The following is a 25,138-nucleotide window of genomic DNA, read 5'->3' on the forward strand; positions in this document are numbered from 1 at the left end:
TCATGAGGACTTCCGGCGCAGCGTGAGCGAGGCGAGGATGAGCATGCCGAGGAGAATGGCCGCCATGATCCAGAGGTCGAGCCACATCTCGCTCGTCGGGTTGGTGTTCGCGGTGATCTCCTGGAGCGCCTTGACCGAATACGTGAGCGGCATCCAGTCGGAGATCGCGTGGAAGACGTCGTTCATCCGGTCGCGGGCCACGAACAGCCCGCAGAGCAGGATCTGCGGGATGACCACGACCGGCATGAACTGCACCGCCTGGAACTCCGTCCGCGCGAAGGCGCTGCAGAAGAGGCCCAGAGACACGCCCAGGACCGCGTTGACCACCGCGACGAGCACCACGAGCCCGCCGTACCCCTTGATGTCGAGGTTGAACACCCAGTACGCCACCGTCGTCGCGATCACGGACTGGAGCGCCGCCATGATCGAGAACGCGATCCCGTAGCCGAACAGGAGGTCTGCCTTGTGGATAGGCGTAGTCATGAGCCGCTCGAGCGTCCCCGAGGTGCGCTCGCGGAGCATCGTGATGGAGGTGATGAGGAACATGATCACGAACGGGAAGATGGCGAGCATGATCGGCCCGATGCGGTTGAACGTGTGCGGGACCCCGGGCGGGAGGGTCTCGTTCTCGAAGAGCCAGTAGACGACCGCGAGGAGCAGCGAGGGGACCACGAGGATCAGAGCGATGCTGCGCTCGTCGTGCCGGAGCTGGTTGAGAACGCGTGCCGTGGTGGCCCAGAGCATCCGGAGGTTCATGCCACACTCTCCTCTCGCGGAGTGCCCGACTGGATGAGACCCAAGAAGGCCTGTTCGAGGTCCTGGCTCCGGCCGCGCTCGCGCAGCTCGTCCGGGGTCATTTGGCCCACGAGGGCGCCTTCGCGGAGGAGGAGGAGCGAGTCGCAGCGGCTCGCCTCCTCCATGACATGGCTCGAGACGAGGAGCGTAGTGCCCTGATCGGCGAGGGCGCGGAAGCGCTCCCACAAGTCGACGCGGAGCACTGGGTCGAGGCCCACGGTTGGCTCGTCGAGGACGAGCAGTCTGGGCTCACCGACGAGCGCGCACGCGAGCGACACGCGGCTGAACTGCCCTCCTGAGAGATCCACGGCCTTGCGCTTTTCGAGACCCGAGAGGCCGACGGCGTCGACCGCCTCGCGTGCGGCGGTGCGGCTCTTGCCGTGCAGCGCCGCGAAATAGCGCACGTTGTCGAGAACGGTCAGGTCGTTGTAGACCGCCGCGTTCTGCGTCATGTAGCCGATCTCGGGGCGCAGCGAGGTGGTGCCTGCCGGGCGGCCCAGGACCCCGAGGGTCCCGGAGGCGATGCGCTGGACGCCCATGATCGTGCGCATAAGGGTGCTCTTGCCGCTCCCGGACGGGCCGAGGAGCCCCGTGACGCGCCCCGCGGGAACGGAGAAGCTGATTCCGCGGAGCACCTCCGTGCGGCGAAGCTTGACGACGAGCCCGTCAGCTTCGATGGCCGCGGCGGGACGGTCGGCCGGGTCTCTGTGGGGTGGGACTGGTGGGACTGCGACGTGGGACATGAGATTGACTCCCAGTTGATTCACCGCTTGGTAATTCACCACTTGATGAATTCAGGGTAGGGCGGAGGGGGATGCCCGTCAATGCCGCGCGAGGGTCGCGTCCAGGCTGGGATACATTGGTAGCTGACCTTTTCCTCCCCACACGCCAGACCGGCCCAGCCCAGAACGGATGCCCGCGTGGCCCTGCGACTCTCCACTCTGTTCCTGCGAACCCTCCGCGAGGACCCGGCCGATGCCGAGGTGGCCAGCCACAGGCTGCTCGTCCGTGCCGGCTACATCCGCCGTGCCGCGCCGGGCATCTACACGTGGCTCCCGCTCGGCCTGGCCGTGCTGGGCAAGGTCGAGCGGATCATCCGCGAGGAGATGGCCGCGATCGGTTCCCAGGAGGTGCATTTCCCGGCGCTCCTGCCCAAGGAGCCCTACGAGGCGACCAACCGGTGGACCGAGTACGGCGAGGGCATCTTCCGGCTCAAGGACCGCAAGGAAGCGGACTACCTCCTCGCGCCGACGCACGAGGAGATGTTCACGCTCCTCGTCAAGGACCTGTACTCGTCCTACAAGGACCTGCCCCTGAGCCTCTACCAGATCCAGAACAAGTACCGCGACGAGGCGCGCCCCCGCGCGGGCCTCCTGCGCGGCCGCGAGTTCATCATGAAGGACTCCTACTCGTTCGACGTCGACGACGAGGGCCTCGACGCGAGCTACGCCGCGCACCGTACGGCCTACCTGCGGATCTTCGAGCGCCTCGGCCTCGAGGTCGTCCCGGTCAAGGCGACCGCCGGCGCGATGGGCGGCTCGAAGAGCGAGGAGTTCCTCCACCCGACCGAGATCGGCGAGGACACGTTCGTACGCTCGCCGGGCGGTTACGCGGCCAACGTCGAGGCCGTCACGACGGTCGTGCCCCGCGCGATCGACTACACGAACGCGCCGGCCGCCCAGGTCCTCGACACCCCCGACACCCCCACGATCGAGACGCTGGTCGAGGCGTCGCAGACCGTCTTCCCGAACACCGAGCGCGAGTGGACGGCAGCGGACACGCTCAAGAACGTCGTGCTCACCGTCACGCTCCCCACGGGGGAGAAGCAGCTCGTGGTCATCGGGGTGCCCGGCGACCGCGCCGTTGACCTCAAGCGCGTCGAGGCGAACCTGGGCGCGTTCCTGCCGATCGCGGGCGAGATCGGCCTCGAGGCCGCGAACGACGACGAGCTCAAGTCCCAGCCCCTCATCGTCAAGGGCTATCTCGGCCCGGGCCTCGACCCCGACGACGCGCTCTTGGGCCTTGACGGCAAGTCGGGGCTCCTCTACCTCGTGGACCCGCGGGTGGTCTCCGGCAGCTCGTGGATCACGGGCGCCAACCAGCCGGGGAAGCACGTGTACGGACTCGTGGCCGGCCGCGACTTCGGGTGGGACGGCGTCATCGAGTGCACCGAGGTGCGCGCGGGCGACGAGTCCCCCGACGGCTCGGGCCCGCTCGAGACGGCCCGCGGCATCGAGATGGGCCACATCTTCCAGCTCGGCCGCAAGTACGCCGAGGCCCTCGAGCTCAAGGTGCTCGACGCGAACGGCAAGCAGGTCACGGTGACCATGGGCTCGTACGGCATTGGCGTCACGCGCGCGGTCGCGGCCCTCGCCGAGTCGAACCACGACGAGCGGGGGCTCATCTGGCCCCGCGCCGTCGCGCCCGCGGACGTCCACGTGGTCGCCGTCGGCCGCGGCGAGGAGATCTTCGCGGAGGCCGAGCGCCTCACCGCCGAGCTCGAGGCGCACGGCCTCACGGTCATGCTCGACGACCGGCCGAAGACGTCCCCCGGGGTCAAGTTCGGCGACGCCGAGCTTATCGGCGTCCCGACGATCGTCGCGGTCGGCAGGGGCTTCGCGACCGGCACGCTCGAGGTCAAGGACCGCCGCTCCGGCACGGCCGAGGACGTCCCGGTCGCCGACGTCGTGGACAAGGTCGTGCGCGCCGTCCGCGGCGAATAGCGCGGCGGACAGCCAGTGGCGTCCGGGCTCGAGTCCGTCGATCTCCTCACCGCTCTCCTCGTGGTCCTCGCGGGCTTCTGCGCCGGCTGGGTCGACGCCGTGGTGGGCGGGGGAGGGCTCATCCAGCTCCCCGCTCTGCTCGCGCTGCCCGGCATGACCCCGGTGCACGCGCTTGCGACCAACAAGATGGGCTCGGTCTTCGGCACGACGACGAGCGCCGTCACGTACGCGCGGCGCGTGCGCCCGGACCTCCGCACAGCCATCCCGATGGCCGTCGTGGCGTTGGCCGGTGCGTTCGGCGGGGCCGCGCTCGCGTCAGCCCTGCCGGCCCGCGTCTTCAAGCCGATCATCCTCGCGGCCATCATCGCCGTCGCGATCTTCACGGTCCTCAAGCCGCAGCTCGGCCAGTACACCGAGCTGCGGCTCAAGGGGCGGCGCCACTTCGCGGCCGCGTGCGGCCTCGGCGCGGTGATCGGGTTCTACGACGGCCTGATTGGTCCGGGCACCGGCTCGTTCCTCGTGATCGCCCTCGTGTCCGGCATGGGCTACGCGTTCCTCGAGGCGAGCGCGAAGGCCAAGATCGTCAACATGGCCACGAACATCGGGGCGCTCCTGCTGTTTGCCCCGAGCGGCGCGCTCCTGTGGGGCCTCGGGCTCGTGCTCGGCGCCGCGAACATGGCCGGCGGCTACGTGGGCGCCCGGATGGCCGTCTCGCGCGGGAACAGGTTCATCCGGTGGGTGTTCCTCGCCGTCGTCGCGGCCCTCGCCGTCAAGCTCGGCATCGACGTCTGGAACGAGAACTTCGCCTAGCCGACCCTGAGCCGCGGGAGGCCGCGGGCGTACGATGCAGCCATGCTGCGTCCTGAGGACTACACCGCACCGTTGGACCGGGCCGCCGAGCACGCGCGGCGATGGCTGGGCAGCATCCCGTCGAGGCACGTGGGCCCGCGGACGACGGCGGACGAGCTCGCCGAGGCGTTCGGGGGCGAACTCCCGGAGACCGGACTCGATCCGGCCGCCACGGTGGACGCCCTCGCGGCGGCGGCCGAGCCCGGACTCATGGCCATGCCGTCGGGGCGCTTCTACGGCTGGGTCATCGGCGGCACCCTCCCGGCCGCGATGGCGGCGGACTGGCTCGTGAGCGCGTGGGACCAGAACACGGGACTCCGCTTTGCGACCCCGGCCGTGGTCGCGGCCGAGGAGGCCGCGGGCCGATGGGTCCTTGATCTGCTCGACCTGCCGAGGGGCGCGGACGTGGGCTTCACGACCGGCGCGAGCATGGCCAACTTCAGCGGGCTCGCCGCCGCGCGGTGGAGGGTCCTCGAACGCGCGGGCTGGGACCTCAACGAGCGCGGACTCTCGGGTGCGCCGCGGATTCGCGTCCTCGTGGGCGCGGAGCGGCACGACACGATCGACATGGGCCTGCGCCTGCTCGGCCTCGGCGCTCCGGAACCGGTCGCCGTCGACGGCCAGGGGCGCATCCGCCCGGACGCCCTCGCCGCGGCCCTCGCGGAAGGAAGGCCGGACGGGGAGCACTCGGGTGACGCTCCCGCCGTCGTCTGTCTTCAGGCCGGCAACCTGCATTCGGGCGCGTTCGACCCGTTCCCCGAGGCGATCGCCATGGCCCGGGCGCACAGCGCGTGGGTGCACGTTGACGGGGCGTTCGGACTATGGGCTGCGGCGTCCGCTTCGACGAAGCACCTCATGCGCGGCGCCGAGGAAGCGGATTCGTGGGGGACGGACGCGCACAAGAACCTCAACGTGCCCTACGACTGCGGCATCGTGGTGTGCCGCGACATCGTCGCGCTGCGGCACGCGCTGGGCCTCCACGCCGACTACCTCGTCCACGACGCCCACGGCGACCACGGTCCCGGCGACCCGTTCGAGAAGGTCCCCGAGCTGTCGCGCCGGGCCCGAGGAGTTCCGGTGTGGGCGGCGCTCCGCTCGCTCGGGCGGTCCGGCGTCGACGGCCTCGTCGCGGGCCTCGCGGAGCACGCGGCGGAGCTCGCGCGGCGCGTCGGCGAGCTTCCCGGGGCGGAGGTGCTCAACGACGTCGTGTTCAGCCAGGTCACGCTCGCGTTCGGCTCCGACGCCCGGACGGCCGCGGTCGCGGACTTCCTGGCTCGCGACGGGCGCGTGTGGATGAGCGGCTCGCGCTGGCACGGCCGCGTGGTGCTGCGCATCTCGGTGGCCAACTGGTCCTCCGACGCGGGGGACGCCGAGGTGTCCGTCGCGGCGATCCGGGACGCGCTCGCGGCGACCCAAGGCCTCTGACCGAGAGCCCGCGTCCGGCTAGTCGAGCCGCTTGAGCTCGCGAACCTCGGGCAGGCCCGGGAGGAGCCGCGAGCACAGGGCGCTCGCGGCCCACAGGGACCGCTCGAGGTCGCCCCGATGGCCCGGCTTGCCCGCGTACCACAGCGCGTTCTCGACCTCGCGCAGCACGGCCCACTCCCGGGCCGCCTCGGGGTCGAGGCCCGCCGCCTCGGCGAGGTCGCGGCAGCGCTCGAGGAGCGCCTGGGGCGCGTCGGCGTGCCGAAGCTCGGGAAGGCGGTTCCACAGCATGGGAGCCACCGCGAACTCGGCCTCTCCGACGGCGGCCTGGGGATCGATCGCGCGGAACCCGGCTCCGCCGCCACTGGCGTTGGAGCCCGGCGCGCCGAGCACGTTCATGCCGTGCAGGTCGGTGTGCACGAGGACGTCCCGCCCGCCGCGCCGGCCCACGACGCCGCGGGTTGCGCAGACATCGAGCGCGGCCTCGAGAAGCCAGCGCGGGAACGGCCGGCCGAACCGATCCCACCGCTCTGGCAGCTCGTCGCTCCACTGCTCGGCTCGCGCGTCGAGCCGCTCGAGCGCGGCCCAGTCGGGGCGGTCGTCCTCGGGGATCGAGAGCCGGCGCACCAGCTCGCCCCACGCGGCCGTCGCCTCGGGGAACGGGACGTCCTGAAGGCGGTGGCGCGGGTCGAGACGTTCGAGCACGAGCGCGCCGTCGCCGTCGTCCTCAACGAGCCGCACGGCGCCGTTGCCGTCCCACAGGCGCAGGGCTACGGGCTCCGAGGCGGCCTCGGGGTACGGGTACGCGAGCTTGAGTACGAGCCTCTCCGAGCGCCGCCGGACGCCCACCACCATCGCCCCGAAGCCGGACCATGGGCCGGGATCTGCGTCGTCGATCGTGAGGCCCCAGCGGTCGAGGGAGCGATCGAGGTGGCCGGGAAGGGCCTCGAGCCAGACGCGGCCGGCGGGCGTGCGCGAGTACCGGCGGACCAGATCCTCCGGCGCGAACGCGGCACTCGTTGCCGGGCCTACGGCGTCACCCACGTTTGTAGTGTGTCAGGCAATCCCTGTAGTGCCGAGCAGGCTGCCCAGCGCGAATGTCGCGGCGAGCGCCATCGCACCGCCGACGACCACGCGGATCGATGCGCGGGAGCGCGAGCCGCCGCCGATCCAGGCACCGATCGCCCCGGTGACGGCGAGGGCCGCGAGGACCACGACGAACGTGAGCGGAACGCGGATGGCCTCGGGGAACAGCAGGATCGAGAGCATGGGCAGGACGGCGCCGCACAGGAACGAGATCGCGGATGCGAACGCCGCGTGCCACGGGCTCACGATCTCGTCGGGATCGATGCCGAGCTCGATGTCGAGGTGGGCGCGCAGGGCGTCGTGGGCCGTGAGCTCCTCGGCCACTTTCGTCGCGAGGCCTTCGGACAGGCCCTTGCCGCGGTACAGCCCGACGAGTTCCTCGAACTCCTCGTCCGGCTGTTCCTTGAGTTCCTCGCGCTCCTTGGCGATGAGGTGCCGCTGGCTGTCACTCTGGCTGCTGACCGAAACGTACTCGCCGAGGGCCATGGAGATGGCACCGCCCACGAGCGCCGCCATCCCGGCCGCGAGGATGGGCCCGTTGTTGGTCGTGACGCCCGCGACGCCGACCACGACCGCGGCGACGGACACGATGCCGTCGTTGGCGCCGAGGACGCCCGCGCGGAGCCAATTGAGCTTTGCTGCGAGGTCCATCCCCTGCGGCTCAGGATGCAGGCCCGTAGTCGATTCAGTCGTCATGCCTCCACTGTGGCACTCGGTGCGGGGGCCTGCCAGCGAAGCAAGCCTTTCCTCAGCTGGCGCGAGAGCGGACGTCGAGCGCGAGAGCGGAGGCGGCCCGCGAGAGCGGACGTTGCCCGAGAGAACGGACGCTTCCAAGTCGGCGAACGTGCGCTCCCGCGGCAAAAGTGCGCTTTCGCCGCCACGGCTCAGTCGCGGCTCAGTTCGCCGCAGGCAGTCCGGGGAACGCCGGGGCTGACGACGGCGCCGCGCCCGCCACGAGCTTCCCCGCGGCGAAGAGGCCCTGCGCGGCGGCCCCGCGGCGGTCCGCGGGCGCTGCGCCGACGAGTTGCGCCCAGGACTCCGCGGCGGACTCCGCGACCGCGGCGAGGGCGGGTGTCGGGTCGGTGGCGAAGCCCTGCGGCACCGCGAATCCGGCGTCCTGGGCCGGAAGCGTGACGCACGCGGCGGAGGCAAGGGCCGCGACGGCCGTGAGCTGCCGCCGGTGGGCGTCGAGGGCCGCAGCGCGCGCGGCAGCGTCGGACGAACCTTGTGCGGAGCGCGCGAGGGCGGTCTCCAGCGTGTACTCGGACGCCGCCTCGGCGCGGTCGACGGCGGCGAGGGCATCGGCGAACGACACCCCTGACGCTGCCGAGACGGCCGGAGCGGCGGGCGAGGGGATAGTGGCCGCCGCGCTCTGGCGCGTGGCCGCGGTCGCGGGCGGGCTCGCCGCAGCCGGCGCGCCCGGGCAGGCGCTCGGGGGCGGCGTGCTGCTCGGACCCGTCGCCGTCGTCGCCGCCGACGGCTGCTGGGGCTGCTGGGGTGAGAGGCCCGCGGCGGCCGCGATCCCGTCGGCTTGGAGCGACTGGCCCGCCGCGAGGGACGCGAGGAGCGCCGCCGTGGGGCCATCGACGTCGGGGAGCGCCGCGAGGCGTGCGTCGACGCTCGCCGTCAGGCGCGCCACGACCTCGCCCGGGCTTCCCGCAGATCCCGTCGAGCCAGATCCTGTCGAGCCAGATCCCGCCGAGCCGGATCCCGAAGCGCCGGATCCCGAAGCGCCGGATCCCGAAGCGCCGGATCCCGAAGCGCCGCCGCTGCTCGCGCTGCGGGAGGGATCCGCGCTTGCGCTCGCCCCCGGCCTCGACGCGAGGAGGCTCGCCTGCCTGCCGAGCACCGACGCCGCGGAGGCGAGCGCGTCCCGGACGCCCGCCGTCGTCTGTCGTGTGCCCTCAGCGGAGCGGGCCCACGCGGCGAGTCGCGCGGCATCGTCCTGAGCGGAGCGCAAGGCGAGCTCGCTGCGGCTCGGGCCGGGGGAGGGCTGGGGCTGGAGTGCGACGGCGGTAGCGGTGCCGAGCGCGACCAGGACGGCGACCGCGCCGGCCACCCAGTAGCGCCACGCACGGCGCGGAGGGTCCGTGGGTGGGGTGGTCGAATTCACGGGCTCGATCATCCCACGACTCGAGCGGGCGGCCACCACCGCTTTCCCGAGCCGATAGTCTTAGAGGACAACGAGCGAAAAGAGGAGGCGGACCCCCATGTCCGAGCCTGTCCAGCCGGAACCCGCGCGTCCCAGCCGTCAGGCCGGGGAGCCGCCGTTCGCGGCCGAGGAGGCGCGCCTGCACGCGATGCTTGAGCCTACCGTTCAGGCCCACAGGCTCTACCTCGAGGGGATCACGATCAAGGCGGCCGGCGCCCATAGGACCGTTCACGTCGTCGTGGACCTGCCCCAGGAGGAGACGGGCGGCGTGGGGCTCGATGTCATCGCCGAGATCTCGCGGGAGCTGTCCGACGCCCTCGACGGGAGTTCGGCCGGCACGTTCGGCGACAATCGCCCGTACGATCTTGAGGTGTCCTCGCCCGGCGTCGCGCGCCCGCTCACGGAGCCGCGGCACTGGCACCGCGCGAAGGGCCGGCTCGTGAAGGTCAACGTGATCCAGGGCGAGAACATCACGGGTCGCCTCACGCACGTGGCGGACGACGGCGTGACCGTGGTTCCCAGCCTTCCCGCGGCCAAGGGGGTCAAGCCCAAGCAGGGGGAGCCCGTGACGCTGCCGTTCTCTGGGATCCGCAGCGGGCGGGTCGAGGTCGAGTTCGCTCGGCTCGACGAAATTCCCGAGACAGCTTTCGAGACTTTCGAATCTGACACTGACACAGACGCCGAGGAGGCCTAGTGGACATCGACATGAGCGCGCTGCGCCTGCTGGAGCGCGAGCGGGACATTCCTGTCGAGAAGCTCATCCCGACGATCGAGCAGGCCCTCCTTCTCGCGTACCACAAGTCGCCTGGCGCGATCGAGAAGGCTCGGGCCGAGGTGGACCGCCGGAGCGGGCACGTGACGATCTGGGCCACCGAGGTCGACGAAGAAGGCAACTCGATCGGCGAGTTCGACGACACTCCCGAGGGCTTCGGCCGGATCGCGGCGACGACGGCCCGTCAGGTCATCCTCCAGCGTCTCCGCGACGTCGAGGATGACAACGTGCTCGGCGAGTTCAAGGGCCGCGAGGGCGAGCTCATCGCTGGCCAGATCCAGCAGGGCAGCAATCCGCACATGATCCAGGTGAACCTCGGCACGGTCGAGGCCCTCCTGCCGCCGCCCGAGCAGGTGCCCGGCGAGCAGTACGTGCACGGCAGCCGCATCCGCGCGTACGTCGTGGACGTGCACCGCGGCCTCAAGGGCCCGTCGATCACGCTCTCGCGCTCGCACCCGGGTCTCGTCAAGAAGCTCTTCGAGCTCGAGGTCCCCGAGATCGCGGACCGCAGCGTCGAGATCGTCGCGATCGCTCGTGAGGCCGGGCACCGCACGAAGATCGCGGTCCGCGCGAACGTCCCCGGCGTCAACGCGAAGGGCGCTTGCATCGGCGAGATGGGCTCGCGCGTGCGCGCCGTCATGACAGAGCTCAACGACGAGAAGATCGACATCGTGGACTTCAGCGACGATGCCGCGACGTTCATCGCGAATGCGCTCTCGCCGGCGAAGGTCAAGTCGGTCACAATCGTGGATGAGGGCGCGCGCTCGGCGCGGGTCATGGTGCCGGACTACCAGCTCTCGCTCGCGATCGGCAAGGAGGGCCAGAACGCCCGCCTGGCCGCGAAGCTCACGGGCTGGCGGATCGACATCGCCTCGGACGCGGCGGTGTGAACCGCGTCTGAACCGAGTCTGAACTGACCGTCTGAACCAACAGCCTGACCCGACACCGGGGAACCGGCCGCCGATCGCGGGCGCCCCGGTTTCCGCCCCGTTGGGCCGGGGTTATAGAATAGACAGGTCCGGGCGCGCGCCCGGTGGCAAGCGACAAGCCAGGGGCAGTGGAACGTGCAGAATGACGCCGAACCACTGCGGACTTGCATAGGCTGCCGCCGGACTGCTGCTCGGTCCGTACTGCTCCGGTTGGTGCGGGACCCCGAGGACCCTCAACGCGTCGTCGTCGATCCGCGCCGCCGACTGCCCGGTCGAGGTGCTTGGCTGCACCCCGACCGGACATGCCTGACGCAAGCCGTCAAACGCCGAGCGTTCCAGCGCGCCTTCCGGGGCGCGGTGGACCATGCGGCGGTCGACGACTTCTTCGGCACCACCGTGCAGGCCACCGCCAGCACGAGCACCGTCCAAGCTGAAAGCGGGTCAGAAATCTGATGGAAACCCGATGAGTCCCCGTCCGATGAGCGCGTAGCGATGAACAAGTTGCGCGCCGCCGACGGCCTCGCAGCACGGCCACTGAGGTTCTCAGTGATGTCTGTCGAGGCCTGCAGCAAGCAGTAGACGGTCCACGCCTGGCTCGGCGCGGACCGAGACAGGAGAAATGTGGCCAAGGTCCGCGTACACGAGCTCGCCAAAGAGCTCGGTATCACCTCTAAGGACGCCCTCTCGAAGCTCCAGGAGCTCGGTGAGTTTGTGCGTTCTGCGTCCTCGACGATCGAGGCGCCCGTCGTGAAGAAGCTTCGCGACGCCTATCCCTCTGGCGGGGCAAAGCCCGCCACACCCCGCGCGTCGGCCGCCCCAGCGCCCGCGCGCCCCGCCGCGCCCAAGCCGGCAACGCAGAAGGCCCCGGCGCCCGCTCCGGCGGCTCCCACCGCCTCGGCACCTTCCGCGGCACCTGCGGCGGCTCCCGCTCGAGACGGCGCCATGAAGCCCGGTCCGGCTCGGCCGGCAGCGCCCGCTCGCCCGTCGCAGGGCCAGCAGGGCCAGTCGACCCGCCCGGCACCGGCACCCCGCCCGTCGTCGGACGCTCCGCGTCCCGGTGCCCGCCCTGCGGCGCCCGGTCCGCGCCCGTCGGCGACCCCGGGTTCGCGCTCGGGCGGACCCCGCCCCGGCAACAACCCGTTCTCCTCGTCGCAGGGCATGCAGCGCCCGGGCCGCGAGGAGCGCGCTCCGCGCCCCGGCAACAACCCGTTCGCGACGTCGCAGGGCATGCCGCGTCCGGGCGGCTCTCGCGACGGCGACCGTCCGGGCGGTCCGCGCCCGGCGCCCCGTCCGGGTGGCACCTCCGGCATCCCGCGGCCCGGCGCGCCGCGCTCGGGCGCTCCGCGTCCCGGCGGCACCGGCGGCCGTCCCGGCGGCTCCGGCGGTCCCGTCCCGGTGGTTCGGGCGGTCCCGTCCGGCGGTTCGGGCGGTCCGCGTCCGAACCCCGGCATGACGCCGGCCCGCACTGAGCGTCCCCAGCCGGGCGCGCGTCCCGCCGGCACCGGCGGCCGCGGCCCGGGACGTCCGGGTGGCGGCGCCCCAGGGCCGGCGGCGGCCCCGCGGGCGGCGGCTTCGGCAAGGGCGGCCGCGGACGCGGCGGCACACAGGGTGCGTTCGGCAAGGGCGGTGCCGGTCGCGGCAAGCAGCGCAAGTCGAAGCGCGCAAAGCGCCAGGAACTGGAGCAGATGAGCGCTCCGTCACTGGGCGGCGTTTCGGTTCCGCGCGGCGACGGCGACACGATCGTGCGCCTCCGCCGCGGTGCGTCCATCACGGACTTCGCGGAGAAGATCGATGCGAACCCGGCCTCGCTCGTGACGGTGCTCTTCCACCTCGGCGAGATGGCCACGGCCACGCAGTCGCTCGACGAGGAAACGTTCGGCGTGCTGGGCGAGGAGCTCGGCTACAAGATCCAGGTCGTCTCGCCGGAGGACGAGGAGCGCGAGCTGCTCGAGTCGTTCGACATCGACCTCGACGCCGAGCTTGAGGCCGAGACGGACGAGGACCTCGAGGTCCGCCCGGCCGTCGTGACCGTCATGGGCCACGTCGACCACGGTAAGACGCGCCTCCTCGACGCCATCCGCCACACCAATGTGGTCGATGACGAGCACGGCGGCATCACGCAGCACATCGGTGCGTACCAGATCTCGTTCGAGCACGAGGGCGATCCGCGCAAGCTGACCTTCATCGACACCCCTGGTCACGAGGCGTTCACCGCCATGCGTGCCCGTGGTGCGCAGGTCACCGACATCGCGGTGCTCGTCGTGGCTGCGGACGACGGCGTCATGCCGCAGACGGTCGAGGCGCTCAACCACGCCCAGGCCGCCGGCGTGCCGATCGTCGTCGCGGTCAACAAGATCGACAAGGAGGGCGCCAACCCGGACAAGGTCCGTGGCCAGCTCACCGAGTACGGTCTCGTGCCCGAGGAGTACGGCGGCGACACGATGTTCGTGGACGTCTCCGCGCGCCAGAACCTGCACATCGACGATCTGCTGTCCGCGGTCCTGCTCACGGCAGATGCCGCGCTCGACCTCCGGGCGAACCCGAACAAGGACGCCCGCGGCGTCGCGATCGAGGCCAACCTCGACCGCGGCCGTGGCGCCGTGGCGACGGTCCTCGTCCAGTCGGGCACGCTCCGCGTGGGCGACAACATGGTCGCGGGCACGGCCCACGGGCGCGTCCGGGCGATGTTCGACGAAGACGGGGAGCCGGTCGAGGTCGCGCTTCCGTCGCGTCCGGTCCAGGTCCTGGGCCTCTCCTCGGTCCCGCGCGCAGGCGACACGTTCCTCGTGACGGAGGACGAGCGCACTGCCCGCCAGATCGCCGGGAAGCGCGAGGCCGCCGAGCGCAACGCCCAGCTCGCGAAGCGCCGCAAGCGGATCAGCCTCGAGGACTTCGACAAGGCTGTGGCCGAGGGCAAGATCGACACCCTCAACCTCATCCTCAAGGGCGACGTCTCGGGTGCCGTCGAGGCGCTCGAGGACTCGCTGCTGAAGATCGACGTCGGCGAAGAGGTCCAGCTGCGCGTGATCCACCGCGGCGTCGGCGCGATCACGCAGAACGATGTCAACCTCGCAACGGTCGACAACGCGATCATCATCGGCTTCAACGTCCGCCCCGCGGAGCGTGTCGCCGAGCTCGCGGACCGCGAGGGCGTGGACATGCGCTTCTACTCGGTCATCTACGCGGCCATCGAGGACATCGAGCTCGCCCTCAAGGGCATGCTCAAGCCGGAGTACGAGGAGGTGCAGCTCGGTACCGCCGAGGTGCGCGAGATCTTCAAGTCCTCCAAGTTCGGCAACATCGCCGGCTCGATCGTCCGCAGCGGGATCATCCGTCGCAACTCGAAGGCACGGCTCCTGCGCGACGGCGTCGTGATCGCCGAGAACCTCTCGATCGAATCGCTCAAGCGGTTCAAGGATGACGCAACCGAGGTCCGCGAGGGCTTCGAATGCGGTATCGGCCTGGGGTCGTTCAACGACATCCAGCTCGAGGACATCGTCGAGACGTTCGAGATGCGCGAGAAGCCGCGCGTCTGAGAAGTGCCCGCCGAGAAGGGGCCCCGCGAGCGCGGGGCCCCTTCTACGGTCCCCACGGACCAGATTCTCTGAGAAGGAGTTCACCATGGCAGATCCCGCCCGCGCTGCGCGTCTGGCGCAGCGGATCAGGGTGGTCGTGGCCGAAGCCCTGCGCAAGTCCGTCAAGGACGATCGCGCCGAGGCGATTACGGTCACCGATGCCCGCGTGACGAGCGACCTGCAGCACGCCACCGTCTACTACACCGTATTCGGCGATTCGGCCGCGCAGGAGGGCGCCCGCGAGGTGCTCGACGCCAAGAAAGGCGTTCTGCGCCGCGAGGTGGGTCGCAACCTCACGATCCGCCTCACGCCGACGCTCGAGTTCGTCGCGGACGAGGTTCCCGTCAACGCGTCCCACGTCGAGGACCTCCTGCGGCAGGCCCACGCGCGTGACGCAGAGGTGGCCAAGCTCGCCGAGGGTGCCCACCACGCGGGCGACGCCGATCCCTACCGCAAGCCCGAGGCCCACGAGGACGGCAGCGGCGCCGAGCACGAATCCGAGTTCGACGACGTCGACATCGACGCGGAGTAAGTTCGCCGCGCAGTAAAGCCGACGCCACGTAACGCCCTACCATAGGCCGTATGGGTCAAGAGGATCCCGCTGCGGCCTATCTTGAGCGCGCCGTCGACCTCGCCGTGGCGAACGTGGCCGACGGCGGCGGACCGTTCGGCGCCGTCGTCGTGATGGCGGACGGAACCGTCTTCGAGGGCACGAACCGGGTCACGCGTGACAACGATCCGACCGCGCACGCCGAGGTCGTCGCGATCCGGCGCGCGGCGGCGGGCACGGGCGACTTCGACCTCCACGGCGCCGTCCTCTACACGAGCTGCGAACCGTGCCCCCTGTGCCTAGCCGCCGCCCTGTGGGCGCGTGTCTCAGCGGTCCACTTCGCGGCCGATCGGCACGACGCCGCGGCGGCCGGGTTCGACGACGCCCTGTTCTACCGGTACTTCGCTGACCAGGACCACTCGCTCATGCCCGTGGCCCGGGACGATCTGGCCCGCAGGGCCGCGCCGTTCGAGGCCTGGGCCGCGTTCGAGGGGCGCGTCGACTACTGACATACTGGGAGGCGTGCTTTCTGGACTCGTGATCGTCGACAAACCGCAGGGATGGACGAGCCACGACGTCGTCGGCCGCGTGCGCCGCTTGGCTGGCACCCGGAAGGTGGGCCACGCGGGCACCCTTGACCCCATGGCCACCGGCGTCCTCGTGGTCGGCATCAACCGCGCGACGCGGCTCCTTTCCTACATCGTGGGCACCTCCAAGACGTACACGGCGACGATCCGCCTAGGCCAGAGCACTGTGACAGACGACGCCGAGGGCGAGATCGTCTCCGAGACCATTGCCGCGGCCATCACCGAGGAGCAGATCCGCGCGGGTGCCGAGCGGCTCACGGGCGACATCCTCCAGGTGCCCAGCAGCGTGAGCGCCATCAAGGTGGCTGGAGAGCGCTCGTATGCGCGCGTCCGCGCAGGGGAGAGTGTCACGCTCGAGGCGCGGCCCGTGACCGTCCACGAGTTCCGCGTCCACGAGGTCCGCCGCGAGCGCGGAGGCCGCGTGCTCGATGTCGATGTCACGGTCCGCTGCTCCTCCGGAACGTACGTGCGGGCGCTCGCGCGTGACCTCGGCACCGATCTCGGGGTGGGTGGTCATCTCACTGCGCTCCGGCGCACGCAGGTGGGGCCCTACGACATCGCCGCGGCCCGCACGCTCGATGAGCTCGCCGAGGACTTCGCGGTCCTTCCGATCGCGGAGGCCGCGAGGGCGCTTCTTCCCGTCCGCGAGCTGAGCCCGGACGAGGCGGTCGAGCTTTCGTTCGGCCGCAAGATCGCGCCGAGCGGGCGCGACACCGTGACGGCCGCGTTCGCGCCCGACGGGAGCCTCGTCGCGCTGCTCAAGGACGCCGGGCCCGCCGCGAGGCCTGAGCTCGTGTTCGCCGCCCACGGGGGCTCTGAGTGATCGCAGACCCGTTCTTCTGGATCGGGACGGGCGTGTGCGCCGTCTCGCTCGTCATCTGCCTCATCGCCGCGGCGACCAAACGCTATCCGGGCGATGCCGCGATCCTGTCCGTGGCCGCCGTCGAACTTTTCCTGCTCGTGTTCGGCGTCGGCGCGATCGTGCGGCAGGCCGGTGGAGATCACGTCCGGGGGGAGGCCTGGGAGTTCTGGGGCTACGAGCTCACGGCCCTCGTGCTGCCCATCGCCGCCTTCTGGTGGGCGATCCTCGACAGGTCCCGGTGGAGCAACGTGGTGCTCGCCGCGGTGCCCATCACGGTGTTCGTCATGCTCTTCCGCATGGAGCAGATCTGGAACGGAGCCTACTGACGTGGCGGAGAACAACGCGCCTCAGACCACCGCCCACTCGCCGAGCGCACGGAGCCGCGGGCTCGGGCGTCTCGTCGTCGCGATCTACGGGATCTTCGCGATCTCGGCGACGGCACGGGCGGGCTACCAGATCGCCACGAAGTTCAGTGAGGCGCCGCTCGCGTACACGCTGAGCGCGGTGGCCGCGGTCGTGTACATCGTCGCGACGGTTGCGATGGCCCGCAAGAGCGTCGGAACGTGGTATCTCACGGTGGGGGCCGTTCTCCTCGAGCTCGTGGGCGTGCTCGCGGTCGGCACCCTCAGCGTCGTCGCGCCGCAGGACTTCGCGCAGGACACGGTCTGGAGCGTCTACGGCCGCGGCTACGGCTTCGTGCCGCTCGTCCTGCCGTTCGTGGGGCTCGCGTGGCTCTACGCGAACCGGCCCCGCCGCGCGGCGCCGAGCCGGTAGTCTGTGGGACGCAGCGGATTGGGGGAGAAGACGCGCAACGAGGAGGAGAACACGGTGCAGATCTGGCGCGGGCTTGACGAGGTTCCGGGCGACTTCGGGCACACCGCGGTCACCGTGGGGAACTTCGACGGCGTGCACCGTGGCCACCAGCAGGTGCTCGCGTGGCAGGCACAGTGGGCGAGTCGGAACGGCGCCAAGACCGTCGCGGTGACGTTCGACCCGCATCCCGCCAAGGTCCATCGGCCCGACACCGCGCCGGACCTCATCATGGGCATCGACGACCGGATCGCGGCCTTGGCCGCCTACGGTCTCGACGCCGTCCTCGTGTTGCACTACACACTCGAGTTTGCGCAGCAGTCGGCCGAGGAGTTCGTGAAGAACGTCTTCGTGGACGGCTTGCGGGCGAGCGCCGTCGTGGTAGGCCACGACGTGCGCTTTGGGCGCGGCAACGCGGGCGATCTCGCGACGATGCAGGAGCTCGGCGCGCGCCACGGCTTCGAGGTTGTGGTGGTGGACGAGTTCCGGGAGCGGGATCCGAGCCCGCTCGGGGAGGACGACGCCGCGCAGCGGCGCTGCTCGTCGACGTGGGTTCGTGAAGCGCTCGACCGAGGGGACGTCCGCACCGCCGCCGAGATCCTGGGCAGGCCCCACGCGATGCACGGCGAGGTGGTGCACGGCGCGGCTCGGGGACGGGCCCTCGGCTTCCCGACGGCGAACCTCGCGCACGATTCGATCGGACACATTCCCGCGGACGGGATCTACGCGGGGTGGCTCGTCGATGAGGAGGGCACGCGCTGGCCCGCGGCGATCTCCGTGGGCTCGAACCCCACGTTCGTGGGCGTTTCGCGCCAGGTCGAGGCGCACGTGATCGACCGGCCGGACGAGGCTCTGGACGACTTCGACCTGTACGGCCAGAAGGTCGTCGTCGAGTTCGTCGAGCGGCTCCGCGGCATGGTCGCCTACCGCGGCCCCGAGGCGCTCATCGAGCAGATGAAGGTCGACGTCGACCAGACTCACCGGATTCTGGCGGGGGCGCGGCCCGGGGCTTAAAATCCCCGGCATGAGCCAGCTCACACCTCAGCCGTTCGAATCCCGAACGTGGTTCCGCTGGGCGGCCTTTGCGATGATCGTCGGCGGGGCCGCCATGTTCGTTCTCCAAGCCGGAGAACTGTTCGCCTCCAATCGCCCGTCCTATTTCTCGGTGGTCGGACCGGCCATCGGCATCGCCCAGCTGCTCATGGCCTTCGGGTGCGTGGGCCTCTGGTCGGATCACGCGTTCGGCGGCGGGGTGTTTGCCCGCACGGGCCTCGCGCTCGCCATCCTGGGCCTCGCTGCCCTCGCCGTGGGCAATCTCGCGGCGCCATTCGGCGATCTCGCGGTGTTCTACGCGGCCGCAACCCTCCTGATTCCCGTGGGGTTCGTCCTCGCCGGCATTGCGGCCATCAGGAGCCGCGTCTGGCACGGCTGGGAGCGCTTCATTCCGCTCGGCGTCGGCCTCCTGCCCATCGTCGTCGTGTTCCCGACGTACGCGGCGGGCAACGCGATCGGCGAGTTCGCGGTGGGCGTGTGGGGCCTCGCGTTCGTGCTGCTCGGCTGGGCCGAACTGCGCGAGCCGCCGCTCGAACCCGCGCACGCCGAGAACTCGGTCAAGCCGCGCAAGCGGGGGCGCTGATATTCATTACCCTTGCTTAGGTGACAGATCTCACCTCAACCCCTGAGAACACGCGCGCGCTCGAAGATGGAATCGTGCGCGACCTCGCGGGCCGCATGTCCTACAGCGGCTACCTCGAGCTCGATCGCCTCCTGAGTGCCCAACACCCCGTGAGCGTTCCCGAGCACCACGACGAGCTGCTGTTCATCATTCAGCACCAGACCACGGAGCTGTGGCTCAAGCTCGTGCTCCACGAGCTCCGCAGCGCGTGCGAATGGCTCCGCGGCGACAACCTCGGCGCCGCGCTCAAGGCGATCGCGCGGGTCAAGCACATCCAGAAGACGCTCACGGAGCAGTGGAGCGTCCTCGCGACCCTCACGCCGCACGAGTACGCCCAGTTCCGCGGCTTCCTCGGCCATGCCTCCGGCTTCCAATCGGGGCAGTATCGCTCGGTCGAGTTCATCCTCGGCAACAAGAACTCCGGCATGCTCGCGGTCTTCGACGCCGAGCCCGAGATGCGGGCCCAGCTCGAGGCGCTCCTCAACGCGCCGAGCCTGTACGACGAATTCCTGCGCTACCTCGCGCGGCACGGCTACGCCGTCCCGCAGGACGTGCTCGAGCGCGACGTCCGGGCCGCCCACGCGTTCTCCGCGGGGCTCGTTCCCCTGTTCAAGGACATCTACGAGAACGCGGAACAGCACTGGGCGGCCTACGAGACGTGCGAGGAGCTCGTGGACCTCGAGGACAACTTCCAGCTGTGGCGCTTCCGGCATCTGCGGACCGTGCAGCGCACGATCGGCCTCAAGACCGGGACCGGAGGCTCGAGCGGCGTGGGCTTCCTGCGCAAAGCGCTCGACCTCACGTTCTTCCCTGAGCTCTTCGCCGTCCGGACGGAGATCGGACGATGAGCGAGGTCGCGTCGGCAAGCGAGCTGACGGGGCGAGCCACCGCGCTCGACGCCGACGATCCGCTCGCGCGGTTCCTTGAGCTCTTCGTCGAGTCGCCGGACGTCGTGTCCTACCTCGACGGCAACTCGCTGGGGCGGCCCCTGCGCCGCACGGCCGAGGACGTGCGGCTCTTCGCGGAGGAGGAGTGGGGCAGCCGGCTCATCCGCGGCTGGGACGAGCGCTGGCTCGACGAGCCGCTCCTTCTCGGCGACCGGCTCGGGGCCGCGTGCCTCGGCGCCGCGCCGGGCCAGACGGTCGTGGCCGACTCGACGACCGTCAACCTGTACAAGCTCATTCGCGCTGCCATCGAACTGGCAGGACGCGACCGCACCGAGATCGTGGCGGACACCGACAACTTCCCGACCGATCGGTACCTCGTGGAGGGCATCGCCGCCGAGCGCGGCCTCACCGTGCGCTGGATCGACGCCGACCCGTTGACCGGGGTGACCACGGCGCAGGCCGCCGAGGCGATCACGGAGCAAACCGCCGTCGTCGTCCTTTCGCATGTTGCCTACCGCTCGGGCTACATTGCCGACGCGCGGGCCGTCACCGGGCTCGCGCACCGCGCGGGAGCGCTCGTGGTGTGGGACCTGTGCCACTCGGCGGGCGCCGTGCCAGTGGAGCTCGACGCGTGGGGTGCCGATTTCGCGGCCGGCTGCACGTACAAGTACCTCAACGGCGGCCCCGGCTCGCCCGCGTTCGCGTACGTCGCGGCCCGCCACCAGGCGGCCCTTCGGCAGCCGGTCCAGGGCTGGCTCGGGCGGCGGGACGCGTTCGAGATGGGGCCGGGGTACGAGCCCGCCGACGGCATTCGCCGCTTCATCAGCGGGACCCCGCCGATCTTCGCGATGCTTCCGCTGCGCGGCATGCTCTCGCTCGTCGAGGAGGCCGGGATCTCGGCGATCCGGGAGAAATCGATCGCGCTCACCGAGTTTGCGATTGCCGCGCACCGCGAGCTCCTCGAGCCGCTCGGCGTCACGCTCGCCTCGCCCGAGGACGCGAGCGTGCGCGGCGGCCACGTGACGCTCGAACACCCCGCGTTCCGCGAGCTCACCCAGCGGCTCTGGGATCGCGGCGTCATCCCGGACTTTCGGGCGCCGCAGGGGCTCCGTCTCGGCCTCTCGCCGCTCAGCACGAGCTTCGGCGAGACGCTCCGCGGTATCGAGGCGGTGCGGGAGGAACTCGTGGGCACGGACTTGCCGCGCGTCATTTGATAGAATCTTCGGTGGCCCTCGCTGCAGTCCGTGGCGGCCTGGGCCGCGCCGGGTCCTCGCTTGCGGGCGAACGGGGCCGGTGTTCCCCGGGGACGCAGCGTCCGGCGGGCCGCACGGCACGAAACGAGAGGTACTGAGCTCAATGGCTTTGGATCCCGCCGTCAAGCAGGAGATCATCAAGGAATATGCCACGAAGGAAGGCGACACCGGGTCCCCCGAGGTCCAGATCGCCGTTCTCACGAAGCGCATCAAGGACTTGACTGAGCACATGAAGCAGCACAAGCACGACTTCCACACGCAGCGCGGCCTTCTCGCGCTCGTGGGCCGTCGCAAGCGCATGCTCGCCTACCTGCACGACACCGATATCGACCGCTACCGTTCGCTCATCGAGCGCCTCGGCCTGCGCCGGTAGTCTTGGAACGGCCCGCCTTTCCCGTCGGGATGCGGCGGGCCGTTTCAGTACGTAAGCGTTTACACTCCGACTACGACAATCCACCGGAGGCTCCGGCAATCTGCGGTCCTCGGTAGTGGCTCTTGGGCTCGACCTCCCGTCGCGCCAAGGGCCTCGATCGAAGACCGGGTTCCGCCGCCTCCGCCAAACACGAACGGAGGTGGCTCTCCCATGGAGGGTCCCGAGATCCAGTTTGCCGAGGCCGTTATTGACAACGGCCGCTTCGGCCAGCGCGTTCTGCGCTTCGAGACGGGCCGGCTGGCCAAGCAGGCCGCAGGCTCCGCGATGGCGTACATCGATGACGAGACCGCGCTGCTCTCCGCGACGACGGCCGGCAAGGCCCCGCGCGAGGGCTTCGACTTCTTCCCCCTCACGGTTGACGTCGAGGAGCGCATGTATGCCGCGGGCCGCATCCCCGGCTCGTTCTTCCGCCGCGAGGGCCGCCCGTCCACGGACGCGATCCTCGCGTGCCGCCTCATGGACCGCCCGCTGCGCCCCGCGTTCGTCAAGGGCCTGCGCAACGAGGTCCAGGTCGTCGTGACCGTCCTCGCGATCAACCCGGACGAGCTCTACGACGTCGTCGCGATCAACGCGGCATCGATGTCCACGCAGCTCGCGGGCCTCCCGTTCTCGGGCCCGATCGGCGGCGTGCGCGTCGCCCTCGTGCACGACGCCCAGGGTTCGCAGTGGGTCGCCTTCCCGAAGCACTCCCAGCTTGAGAACGCGACGTTCGACATGGTCGTGGCCGGCCGCATCGCGGGCGACGACGTCGCCATCATGATGGTCGAGGCCGAGGCCACCGAGCAGTCGTGGGGCCTCATCAAGGGCGAGGGCGCCACCGCCCCGACCGAGGAGGTCGTGGCCGAGGGCCTCGAGGCCGCGAAGCCGTTCATCCGCGCCCTGTGCGAGGCCCAGCAGGACCTCGCCGACCGCGCCGCGAAGCCGACGACCGAGTTCCCGGTCTTCCTCGACTACGAGCAGGACGCGTACGACGCCGTCGACGCCGCCGCGGCCGAGCGCCTCGCGCAGGTCTTCAGCATCGCCGACAAGCAGGAGCGCGACTCGGCCTCCGACGAGCTCAAGGACGAGGTGCTCGCCCAGCTCGCCGGCCAGTTCGAGGGCCGCGAGAAGGAGCTCTCCGCCGCGTTCCGCTCGGTCACGAAGAAGGTGGTGCGCCAGCGCATCCTCCGCGACCAGGTCCGCATCGACGGCCGTGGCCTCACGGACATCCGTCAGCTCACCGCCGAGGTCGAGGTGCTCCCGCGCGTCCACGGCTCCGCGATCTTCGAGCGCGGCGAGACGCAGATCCTCGGCGTCACGACGCTCAACATGCTCAAGATGGAGCAGCAGATCGACTCGCTCTCGCCCGAGACGCACAAGCGGTACATGCACAACTACAACTTCCCGCCGTATTCGACGGGTGAGACGGGCCGCGTCGGCTCGCCGAAGCGCCGCGAAATCGGTCACGGCGCCCTTGCCGAGCGCGCCCTCGTGCCGGTTCTGCCGTCCCGCGAGGAGTTCCCGTACGCGATCCGCCAGGTGTCCGAGGCCCTCGGCTCCAACGGTTCGACGTCGATGGGCTCCGTGTGCGCCTCGACGCTCTCGCTGCTCAACGCTGGCGTGCCGCTCAAGGCGCCCGTGGCCGGAATCGCGATGGGTCTCGTCTCCGACGACGTCGATGGTCAGACCCGCTACGCGGCCCTCACCGACATCCTCGGTGCCGAGGACGCGTTCGGCGACATGGACTTCAAGGTCGCCGGCACGAGCGAGTTCGTCACGGCCATCCAGCTCGACACGAAGCTCGACGGCATTCCCGCCTCGGTCCTCGCCGCGGCGCTCAAGCAGGCCCGCGAGGCCCGCCTGCACATCCTCTCGGTCATCAACGCCGCGATCGAGGGCCCGGACGAGCTCTCCGAGTTCGCCCCGCGCATCATCGCGATCAAGATCCCCGTGGACAAGATCGGCGAGGTCATCGGGCCCAAGGGCAAGATGATCAACCAGATCCAGGAGGACACGGGCGCCGACATCTCGATCGAGGACGACGGCACCGTGCTCATCGGCGCGACCGACGGCTCCTCGGCCGAGGCCGCCCGGGCCGCGATCAACGCGATCGCGAACCCGCAGCTGCCCGAGGTCGGCGAGCGCTACCTCGGCACGGTCGTCAAGACGACCACGTTCGGCGCGTTCGTCTCGCTCACCCCGGGCAAGGACGGCCTCCTGCACATCTCCGAGCTGCGCAAGCTCGCGGGTGGCAAGCGCGTGGACAACGTCGAGGACGTCGTCTCGGTGGGCCAGAAGGTCCAGGTCGAGATCACGAAGATCGACGACCGCGGAAAGCTCTCGCTCGCCCCCGTGGTCGAAGAGGGCGAAGCTCCCGCCGAGGCCGCTCCGGCCGACGCGGCCGTCGAGGCTGCCGACGCGTAGCCGATGGCCAGCGTCGTCTTGCCGCTGACCTCCGGCCAGCTCGTGGATGGCGCCCCGTCGTCGACCACGATCTTCGGGCAGGATGGGGGCGCCGTCGTGCGCCGCTCCATCCTGCCCGGAGGCGTGCGCGTCCTCACGGAGGCGATGCCCGGCCAGCGCTCGGCGTCGATCGGCTTCTGGGTCGGTGTCGGGTCCCGCGACGAAGCCGCGGGGCAGCACGGCTCGACCCACTTCCTCGAGCACCTGCTCTTCAAGGGGACTCGCCGCCGCACAGCCCTCGAGATTGCCTCGGCGTTCGACGAGGTGGGCGGCGAGTCCAACGCCGCGACGGCCAAGGAGAGCACGTGCTATTACGCGCGCGTGCTCGACTCCGATCTGCCGATGGCGATCGACGTCATCGCGGACATGGTCACGTCCGCGATCCTCGACCCCGACGAGCTCGAGCAGGAGCGCGACGTGATCCTCGAGGAGATCGCGATGGACGGCGACGATCCCACGGACGTCGCCCACGAGCACTTCGTCGCGGCGGTGCTCGGCGAGCATCCGCTCGGGCGGCCCATCGGGGGCACACCCGAGGCGATCCGCGCCGTCGCCCGCGACTCGGTGTGGGAGCACTACCGCCGCTACTACCGTCCGTCCGAGCTCGTGGTCACCGCGGCCGGCGGGCTCGACCACGGCACCGTATGCCGGCTCGTGCTCGACGCGCTGCGGTCCGCGGGCTGGACGCTCGACGACGGCGCCGCGCCCGTCGCGCGACGGTCGACGGCGGTCGCTGCGATCAGCGGCCGGCCCGGCCTCACGGTCGTGAAGCGCCAGGTCGAGCAGGCCAACGTGATCGTCGGCTGCCCGTCGATCATCGCGACGGACGAGCGACGCTACGTCATGAGCGTGCTCAACGCCGTGCTCGGCGGAGGCATGTCCTCGCGGCTCTTCCAGGAGATCCGCGAGAAGCGCGGCCTCGTCTACTCGACGTATTCGTTCGCGTCCGCCTACGCCGACGCGGGCTACTTCGGCATGTACGGCGGCTGCGCGCCCGGGAAGGTCCCGCAGGTGCTCGCCCTCATGGACGCCGAGCTCGCCAAGCTGGCCGAGCATGGCGTCTCGGAGGACGAGCTCCGCAAGGCCGTGGGCCAGCTCTCGGGCGGCATCGTCCTCGCGCTCGAGGACACGGGCTCCCGCATGTCGCGACTGGGCCGCGCGGAACTCGTCTCGGGCGAGTTCCAGGACGTCGACGAGACGCTCGCCCAGATCCGCGCAGTGAGGGCCGAGCAGGTCCGCGAGCTCGCGGCTCAGCTCGCCGCCGCGCCCCGCACCGTCACGGTCGTGGGGCCGTTCGAGGAGACGGAGACGTTCGGCCTCACGCTCTGATCACGCG

Annotated in this window: 23 protein-coding genes and 1 pseudogene; 19 read left to right on the forward strand and 5 right to left on the reverse strand. The window is 70.7% G+C overall.

Features of this window, described 5'->3' with window-relative positions; genetic code table 11:
- Positions 1–756 (reverse strand): ABC transporter permease, encoded by a 756-nt coding sequence (locus ACOKR1_RS07905; protein WP_422936137.1) that lies wholly within the window; start codon positions 754–756, stop codon positions 1–3.
- Positions 753–1,538: an ABC transporter ATP-binding protein gene (locus ACOKR1_RS07910; RefSeq protein ID WP_422936138.1), complete on the reverse strand. Its 786-nt coding sequence runs from the start codon at positions 1,536–1,538 to the stop codon at positions 753–755. Before ACOKR1_RS07910 ends, ACOKR1_RS07905 begins: the two co-directional genes overlap by 4 nt.
- A gap of 177 nt (positions 1,539–1,715) precedes the next feature.
- On the opposite strand from ACOKR1_RS07910, the gene ACOKR1_RS07915 reads away from it, so the two are divergent.
- Genes ACOKR1_RS07915 through ACOKR1_RS07925 form a run of 3 tightly spaced genes read left to right on the forward strand, consistent with a single transcriptional unit; the run spans position 1,716 to position 5,792 of the window.
- Positions 1,716–3,518: a proline--tRNA ligase gene (locus ACOKR1_RS07915; RefSeq protein WP_422936139.1), complete on the forward strand. Its 1,803-nt coding sequence runs from the start codon at positions 1,716–1,718 to the stop codon at positions 3,516–3,518.
- A 15-nt stretch (positions 3,519–3,533) separates the two neighbouring features.
- Entirely contained in the window at positions 3,534–4,328 is a 795-nt protein-coding gene (locus ACOKR1_RS07920; RefSeq protein ID WP_422936140.1) for a sulfite exporter TauE/SafE family protein, read from the forward strand.
- Positions 4,329–4,370: 42 nt separating this feature from the next.
- A complete protein-coding gene (locus ACOKR1_RS07925; RefSeq protein WP_422936141.1) occupies positions 4,371–5,792 on the forward strand; it encodes a pyridoxal phosphate-dependent decarboxylase family protein in 1,422 nt (473 codons plus the stop codon).
- Between the two features lie 18 nt (positions 5,793–5,810).
- Here the strand turns inward: ACOKR1_RS07925 and ACOKR1_RS07930 are convergent, their stop codons facing one another.
- From ACOKR1_RS07930 to ACOKR1_RS07940, 3 genes are all read right to left on the reverse strand, one after another.
- Positions 5,811–6,833, reverse strand: a complete 1,023-nt coding sequence (locus ACOKR1_RS07930; protein ID WP_422936142.1) for an aminoglycoside phosphotransferase family protein — start codon at positions 6,831–6,833, stop codon at positions 5,811–5,813.
- Positions 6,834–6,845: 12 nt separating this feature from the next.
- Positions 6,846–7,571 carry a VIT1/CCC1 transporter family protein gene (locus tag ACOKR1_RS07935; protein ID WP_422936143.1) on the reverse strand — a complete coding sequence of 242 codons (726 nt, stop codon included), beginning with the start codon at positions 7,569–7,571 and terminating at the stop codon, positions 6,846–6,848.
- Between the two features lie 199 nt (positions 7,572–7,770).
- Entirely contained in the window at positions 7,771–9,000 is a 1,230-nt protein-coding gene (locus tag ACOKR1_RS07940) for a DUF4439 domain-containing protein (protein ID WP_422936144.1), read from the reverse strand.
- An 85-nt stretch (positions 9,001–9,085) separates the two neighbouring features.
- On the opposite strand from ACOKR1_RS07940, the gene rimP reads away from it, so the two are divergent.
- The 16 genes and pseudogenes from rimP to ACOKR1_RS08020 all read left to right on the forward strand — a co-directional run bounded on the left by rimP (position 9,086) and on the right by ACOKR1_RS08020 (position 25,131).
- Entirely contained in the window at positions 9,086–9,721 is a 636-nt protein-coding gene (gene rimP, locus ACOKR1_RS07945; protein ID WP_422936145.1) for a ribosome maturation factor RimP, read from the forward strand.
- On the forward strand, positions 9,721–10,689 hold the full coding sequence (gene nusA / locus ACOKR1_RS07950) for a transcription termination factor NusA (protein ID WP_415857117.1): 969 nt from the start codon (positions 9,721–9,723) through the stop codon (positions 10,687–10,689). The genes rimP and nusA overlap by 1 nt, the downstream gene beginning before the upstream one ends.
- 174 nt (positions 10,690–10,863) lie before the next feature.
- Positions 10,864–11,181 carry a YlxR family protein gene (locus ACOKR1_RS07955; protein ID WP_415857116.1) on the forward strand — a complete coding sequence of 106 codons (318 nt, stop codon included), beginning with the start codon at positions 10,864–10,866 and terminating at the stop codon, positions 11,179–11,181.
- A gap of 168 nt (positions 11,182–11,349) precedes the next feature.
- A pseudogene (infB, locus tag ACOKR1_RS07960) lies at positions 11,350–14,264 on the forward strand (translation initiation factor IF-2).
- An 85-nt stretch (positions 14,265–14,349) separates the two neighbouring features.
- On the forward strand, positions 14,350–14,835 hold the full coding sequence (gene rbfA, locus ACOKR1_RS07965) for a 30S ribosome-binding factor RbfA (RefSeq protein WP_422936146.1): 486 nt from the start codon (positions 14,350–14,352) through the stop codon (positions 14,833–14,835).
- Between the two features lie 50 nt (positions 14,836–14,885).
- Positions 14,886–15,362, forward strand: a complete 477-nt coding sequence (locus tag ACOKR1_RS07970; RefSeq protein WP_422936147.1) for a nucleoside deaminase — start codon at positions 14,886–14,888, stop codon at positions 15,360–15,362.
- Between the two features lie 13 nt (positions 15,363–15,375).
- Positions 15,376–16,263, forward strand: a complete 888-nt coding sequence (truB, locus tag ACOKR1_RS07975; RefSeq protein ID WP_422936148.1) for a tRNA pseudouridine(55) synthase TruB — start codon at positions 15,376–15,378, stop codon at positions 16,261–16,263.
- On the forward strand, positions 16,260–16,628 hold the full coding sequence (locus ACOKR1_RS07980; RefSeq protein WP_422936149.1) for a hypothetical protein: 369 nt from the start codon (positions 16,260–16,262) through the stop codon (positions 16,626–16,628). The genes truB and ACOKR1_RS07980 overlap by 4 nt, the downstream gene beginning before the upstream one ends.
- Position 16,629: 1 nt before the next feature.
- Entirely contained in the window at positions 16,630–17,076 is a 447-nt protein-coding gene (locus tag ACOKR1_RS07985; protein ID WP_415855153.1) for a hypothetical protein, read from the forward strand.
- A gap of 18 nt (positions 17,077–17,094) precedes the next feature.
- On the forward strand, positions 17,095–18,126 hold the full coding sequence (locus ACOKR1_RS07990) for a bifunctional riboflavin kinase/FAD synthetase (RefSeq protein WP_422936150.1): 1,032 nt from the start codon (positions 17,095–17,097) through the stop codon (positions 18,124–18,126).
- Between the two features lie 10 nt (positions 18,127–18,136).
- Positions 18,137–18,748 carry a hypothetical protein gene (locus tag ACOKR1_RS07995; protein ID WP_422936151.1) on the forward strand — a complete coding sequence of 204 codons (612 nt, stop codon included), beginning with the start codon at positions 18,137–18,139 and terminating at the stop codon, positions 18,746–18,748.
- 20 nt (positions 18,749–18,768) lie between these two features.
- Positions 18,769–19,635, forward strand: coding sequence for a tryptophan 2,3-dioxygenase (gene kynA / locus ACOKR1_RS08000; protein WP_422936152.1), 867 nt, complete (start codon positions 18,769–18,771; stop codon positions 19,633–19,635).
- Positions 19,632–20,888, forward strand: a complete 1,257-nt coding sequence (locus ACOKR1_RS08005) for a kynureninase (RefSeq protein WP_422936153.1) — start codon at positions 19,632–19,634, stop codon at positions 20,886–20,888. Before kynA ends, ACOKR1_RS08005 begins: the two co-directional genes overlap by 4 nt.
- Before the next feature lie 142 nt (positions 20,889–21,030).
- Positions 21,031–21,300, forward strand: a complete 270-nt coding sequence (gene rpsO / locus ACOKR1_RS08010; protein WP_136610041.1) for a 30S ribosomal protein S15 — start codon at positions 21,031–21,033, stop codon at positions 21,298–21,300.
- 210 nt (positions 21,301–21,510) lie between these two features.
- On the forward strand, positions 21,511–23,763 hold the full coding sequence (locus tag ACOKR1_RS08015; RefSeq protein WP_422936154.1) for a polyribonucleotide nucleotidyltransferase: 2,253 nt from the start codon (positions 21,511–21,513) through the stop codon (positions 23,761–23,763).
- Between the two features lie 3 nt (positions 23,764–23,766).
- A complete protein-coding gene (locus ACOKR1_RS08020; protein WP_422936155.1) occupies positions 23,767–25,131 on the forward strand; it encodes a M16 family metallopeptidase in 1,365 nt (454 codons plus the stop codon).
- Positions 25,132–25,138 lie beyond the last annotated feature (7 nt).

This window comes from Sinomonas sp. P47F7, assembly GCF_049332655.1.
Taxonomy (GTDB): Bacteria; Actinomycetota; Actinomycetes; order Actinomycetales; family Micrococcaceae; genus Sinomonas.

Coding starts and splice junctions, on each gene's coding strand:
- ACOKR1_RS07905 (WP_422936137.1), bottom strand. CDS start 756: ATGAACCTCCGGATGCTCTGGGCCACCACGGCACGCGTTCTCAACCAG.
- ACOKR1_RS07910 (WP_422936138.1), bottom strand. CDS start 1,538: ATGTCCCACGTCGCAGTCCCACCAGTCCCACCCCACAGAGACCCGGCC.
- ACOKR1_RS07925 (WP_422936141.1), top strand. CDS start 4,371: ATGCTGCGTCCTGAGGACTACACCGCACCGTTGGACCGGGCCGCCGAG.
- ACOKR1_RS07935 (WP_422936143.1), bottom strand. CDS start 7,571: ATGACGACTGAATCGACTACGGGCCTGCATCCTGAGCCGCAGGGGATG.
- ACOKR1_RS07940 (WP_422936144.1), bottom strand. CDS start 9,000: ATGATCGAGCCCGTGAATTCGACCACCCCACCCACGGACCCTCCGCGC.
- rimP (WP_422936145.1), top strand. CDS start 9,086: ATGTCCGAGCCTGTCCAGCCGGAACCCGCGCGTCCCAGCCGTCAGGCC.
- rbfA (WP_422936146.1), top strand. CDS start 14,350: ATGGCAGATCCCGCCCGCGCTGCGCGTCTGGCGCAGCGGATCAGGGTG.
- ACOKR1_RS07970 (WP_422936147.1), top strand. CDS start 14,886: ATGGGTCAAGAGGATCCCGCTGCGGCCTATCTTGAGCGCGCCGTCGAC.
- ACOKR1_RS07995 (WP_422936151.1), top strand. CDS start 18,137: ATGAGCCAGCTCACACCTCAGCCGTTCGAATCCCGAACGTGGTTCCGC.
- ACOKR1_RS08005 (WP_422936153.1), top strand. CDS start 19,632: ATGAGCGAGGTCGCGTCGGCAAGCGAGCTGACGGGGCGAGCCACCGCG.
- rpsO (WP_136610041.1), top strand. CDS start 21,031: ATGGCTTTGGATCCCGCCGTCAAGCAGGAGATCATCAAGGAATATGCC.
- ACOKR1_RS08015 (WP_422936154.1), top strand. CDS start 21,511: ATGGAGGGTCCCGAGATCCAGTTTGCCGAGGCCGTTATTGACAACGGC.
- ACOKR1_RS08020 (WP_422936155.1), top strand. CDS start 23,767: ATGGCCAGCGTCGTCTTGCCGCTGACCTCCGGCCAGCTCGTGGATGGC.